This is a genomic window from Agromyces binzhouensis, assembly GCF_004135055.1.
Classification (GTDB): Bacteria; Actinomycetota; Actinomycetes; order Actinomycetales; family Microbacteriaceae; genus Agromyces; species Agromyces binzhouensis.
Genome location: NZ_SDPL01000340.1, coordinates 1 through 3,507, shown reverse-complemented (window position 1 = coordinate 3,507; position 3,507 = coordinate 1). Strand labels below are relative to the sequence as shown.

Genomic DNA, 3,507 nt, shown 5'->3' with positions numbered 1-3,507 from the left:
CGAGGCGACGACGGCGCGGGCGCACGGATGATCCGCCCGTTCGCGGCGGCGCAGCGGCCCGGCGACGTCCGGACGGCGCAGACGACGGACGCCGCGTGGACGATCCCCTCGCCGCGCGGCGCTCCCCCGGTGGCCCCGCCATGTCTCGCATTCGGGGGCCGAGGCTAGCAAACCTCCCTGACGGCCGCTATCGGTGCGACCTCAGCCGGTGAGGTCGAGCAGCGTGCGCAACGTGGGCGGGGCGCCGTCGCCTGCGTCCGGGTCCGGCTCCCGCAGTTGACGTTCGATGCCGCGCTCGAGGCTTCCGATGCTGAACCCGCTGAGCGCCCAGCCGAGGGGCGGGACGACCGCCGGCTCGGTCGACGGTGCCACGACCACGGTGAGTCCCGGAAGGACTCCCCGGGCCGCGGCGATCGCGTCGCCGCTCGGATCATCCGGCTCGCCGATCGTGCGGAACGCCGCGGAGATGCGCTGGCGGAGCACCTGCTCGGTTCCGCTCTTCGAGAGCGCTGCCGCGCCGACGAGCGGCACCAGCGGTTCGGCGGCGACGCCCTCGAGGTCTTGGCGGAGGTCGTAGCCGCCGGAGTTCTTCAGGTAGACGAGGATCGGCACCACGGGTGGGCCGCCGGCGCCGTCGCCCTCGTTCCACACCGAGATCCGGTCGGCGAGCACCGGAGCGAGGTCGGCTGCGGTGCCGAGTCCCGAGCCCTCCGCGTATCCGCCGTCGACGAGTTGCATGCCGTCCTCGCCGCATGCACCGCCCGGCTCGATCCGCGCGGCCGGCGTGATCACCGGGAAGCGCGCGGACAGCATCGCCGCCGTCGCCCACTCCATCCCGGCGAAGCACGCGGCCGACACCGGGAGGCTCGCCGCCGGGGCGGTCGCCGCCGTGTCGCACCCGGCCGAGGTGGCGCCGGCCGACACGGACGGGTCCGTGGCGACCCCGTTCGACACGAGGACCTTGCACTTCGACCGCACGTCCGTCGAGTTCAGCACCGGGATCCCGATCCTCGGGGACGCCCCGAGCACGACCTGCCTCCGCAGGCCCGCGACGTCGCCGACCCATACGTGCTCGATCAGGGAGGCCCGGTCCCGCCACTCGGCGCTCCCGTCGAGCACCGAGGGGAACCTCAGCCCGGTGGTCGACGCGACGAGGTCGCCCACGATGAGGGCTGCGGTCCCGGTCGAGACGGCGTCCGGGCCGGCGAGTTGGACGAGTTCCTCGCTCCCCTGCCGGTCGATCGCGGTGACCGCGAGCCCGACCGATCCACCGCTCACGCCGCTGGAGACCAGGACCGATCGCCCCAGGCACTCGCCGTCGGCACCCAGCTCCTCGAGGGCGCGCGCGGTCCAGTACGCGGCCCTGATCCCGCCGCCCTCGGCGACGACGAGCAGTGCAGGGGTGAAGGTCGTGCCGCCGACCGTCGCGGTGCATCCGCCGGCGGCGAGGGCGCGGATGCGCGCGTCCACCTGCGTCTCGAAGGCGTCGCCGTCCGTCCCGGTCTCCGACGCGGCGGCCGGCGATCCGGTGCGCGTCGCGTGGAGCGCCGGATCGTCGGCATGGATCGCCGCCGCGACGATCGCCCACACCAGCGGGACGACGATCGCGAGCGTGAGCACCGGGTCGGCGCGGAGCCGCAGGAACCGGAAGACCGGCGCCGGCGGGTGCTCCTGCACGGCGACCGTGAACGAGCCGAGCACCGCACCCCAGGTCGTGAGGAGCAGGACGGCGAGTGCCGGGGCGCCGGCGAACGCCGCGAACTGCACGGGCCAGACACCGGTGATCGCGAGCACCAGGAGCCCGGCGAGGAAGAACCCGAGGACGAGCCGGCGGTGCCGGAGCCTGAGTCCCCGGTCGGGGGCGTCCTCGTCCACCCTGACCTGCGGGTCGAGCAGGCGTGCGACCGTCGGGTTCCCGCGCAGCAGCAGCGGCGCCAGCACCGCCATCGCCGCGCCTGCGACGAGGAGCACGACCGACATCGGATACGCCCACGCGTCCAGCAGGGGCAGGTCCCATCCTGCGAACACCGGTGCCGTGAACGAGCGCACGAGCCCGAGGCCCGCGATCGACGCGATCGACACGGCGATCGCGTCGCCGGTGAGCCAGGCCCACCTCGCCCGGTCGAGCCGGTCGGGCCGTCGCCGCACGGGCCACGCGGCATCCGGTCGGAGCAGGTAACTCGCGATGACGACCGCCGGGACGACGAGGAAGGCCACGGCGGACCACCCGGGCAGCCATGAGCCTCCGGCCGACCCCGTGGCGAGCCAGAGCAGCAGCCAGACGGCGATCGGGGCGCACCACCAGAGCGCGTGCGACCGCTTCGACGGGACGGTCCGGACGTCGAAGCCCATGACGGCGGATGCCAGTGCACGCGTCCGCGCGCGACCGAGGACGTAGGCGCAGGCGACCGCGATCCCGACGGATGCCAGGGCGACGGCGACATGGCGCGTCGAGTCGGCGTCGAGCGGCACCCACTGCCGTTGCAGGTCGGGCAGCTGGTCGAGCACGCCGTCCGTCGGGATGCACGTGAGCACGAACAGCGCGACGACGAGCACGGCGGAGAGCCGGTGCAGCCACACCGCCTGGGCCAGTCGCCGGATCCAGACGCCGATCGTGCGTCGGGCCGATGCATCGCGGAAGACGAAGACGGCGAGCAGGATCACGGTGATCCACTTCGCCGTGGCCAGCGCGGCGACGACCCAGGCGAGCTGCGGACCACCGGTCAGGAGCGCCGCCGAGGCCGCGGGACCGAACGGCCATCCGACGAGCGCCGCCGCGCCGACGAGGAGCGCCGCGCCCTCGAGGGCCTCCACGACCAGGAGCACGAGCAGCGTGGTCCCGGCCAGTCGACGCGGCCGCGCCAGCCCCATCCGCCGCAGCACGTGGACGACGATCCAGGCGTACGCGCCGATGAAGACCCCGTCGATGAGGACGGATGCCGCCACCCACCCGCCGATCGAGGCGGAGATCGCCGTCGAGGCCCAGTCCGTCCACGCGTCCGATCCGGTGAGGGCGAGCGGCCCGATGACGCTCCCGAGCGGTGAACTGCGCCCGTCCGACGTCAGGACGCCCGCGATGAGGCGGTCGATCTCGGAGAGGGCGATGAGCGCGCCCAGCACGACGATCGCGGCGGTGAGCACGTGCGCGGCACGCGCACGGTGGGCCGCCACCCAGTCGGAGAGGCCGACGGCGGTCCCCGTCGGTGCTGGCTCGACGACGACGGCCATGGTTCCCCTCCCCGGCTCAGGCGCGACGATAGTCCGGTTGCGGAGACCGCCGTGCGCCCCGTTCGGGGGAGATTCCCGGACGCGGCGCGGGTAGGGTTCCGGCGTGGACTTCGATGCGCTCCGCCGGTATCCCGACCTCGAGGCGCCGGGGCTGGCAGCGGCGGATGCCGCGGACCGGCTGATCCTCGACGAGGCGGCGTCCGCGCTCGCCGACGCCGCGCCCGCGCGCGGCTCGGTCGTCGTCATCGACGACGCGTACGGGGCGCTCGCGCTCGGCGC

The 3,507-nt window shown here is 74.5% G+C and carries 1 protein-coding gene and 1 pseudogene; one reads left to right on the top strand and one right to left on the bottom strand.

Annotated elements, in window-relative coordinates:
• Positions 1 to 201: 201 nt before the first annotated feature.
• Positions 202 to 3,228: a patatin-like phospholipase family protein gene (locus ESO86_RS13755; RefSeq protein ID WP_129235517.1), complete on the bottom strand. Its 3,027-nt coding sequence runs from the start codon at positions 3,226 to 3,228 to the stop codon at positions 202 to 204.
• A 103-nt stretch (positions 3,229 to 3,331) separates the two neighbouring features.
• Between ESO86_RS13755 and ESO86_RS20180 the strand changes: the two are divergent.
• Positions 3,332 to 3,507 (top strand): annotated as a pseudogene (locus tag ESO86_RS20180) (SAM-dependent methyltransferase); the annotation flags it as partial.